Here is a 1,034-nt window from a genome sequence, read left to right as displayed (position 1 = left end):
CTGTGTTGTCGTGCGGATAATCGCCCGTACCACCAATGTTGAATAATCCAGTATTGTGAAAGGGACGATTCACGAAGCTCATACTTCGATCCATCGTGGAGTCGCTGAGATGATAGCCGCCGTGGCAGTGGAAACACTCAAGCTCTTCGCTAAAGAACAATTGTCTGCCTCGATGTGCAGCAGCGCTTAGAGCAGTGGCATCGCCTTGTTCGAAGCGATCAAACGCTGAGTTGAAAGACACCATACCTCGAACAAAGCTCACTATCGCATCGCGAATGGTATTAAATGCGATAGGATCACCGAGCTCGGGATAGGCATCGTTAAACAAACTTTGGTAACGCGCCTCGTTTCGGATTCTATCAAGTACTTCTTCTTTGTTGCTGTCATCAATGCCATGCTCAATCGGATTCTCACCGAATAATGGCACAAGGGCCTGTTCTTCTAGGGTAATTAAGGCTAAGTTGGCCCAAGTTTGTGTTGCGTTATAAGCTACGTTCATTAAGCCCTGAGAGTTACGCGCTAAGAGTTCTCCAGTAGAACCTGTTGGCAATGCAATGCCATCACTAAAACCATGTTCTTGGATATGGCAGGACGCGCATGCTTGAGTGCCATTGCCTGAGAGGCGCGTATCGTAAAAAAGATGGCGGCCTAACTGGAACTTTTCTTCGCTCATTTGATTCGCGATGGGCTCGACAGGTAGGGGATATCTCTCTGGCAGATTCCATTCAAAACTTGTTTGGCTTGCATTGTGTGAGGTGTCGACAAAGTCACTTGAGCTACTGCTACATCCAGCCAGAGAAAGCATGAATATTGCGAAAAAGAGGCGCTTATTAAGCGCCTCTCTACAGACTAATAGCCGAAACATATTAACGAACACTAAAGACGGTTTGTGTGACGCTGCTATGCTCTGAGCCGATCGCGACATCTAGACCGAGTGCTTCAAATATTGATGCGCATTCTGGATCGGTCGCGCCTGACATGCACCCTGGCGCTCCATCTAGATCTTGAGTCAGATCTGAATTGCTCACTAGGTT

The 1,034-nt window shown here is 47.7% G+C and carries 1 protein-coding gene; it reads right to left on the bottom strand.

Translation table 11 applies throughout. The annotated features are described in order from the left end of the window. Positions 1–805, bottom strand: an 805-nt coding sequence (locus A3762_RS03485; RefSeq protein ID WP_068754111.1) for a cytochrome c peroxidase, incomplete at its 3' end; no start/stop codon positions are given. Positions 806–1,034: the final 229 nt, after the last annotated feature.

The organism is Oleiphilus sp. HI0125, from assembly GCF_001635355.1.
This window is presented reverse-complemented; position numbering and strand designations above follow the sequence as displayed.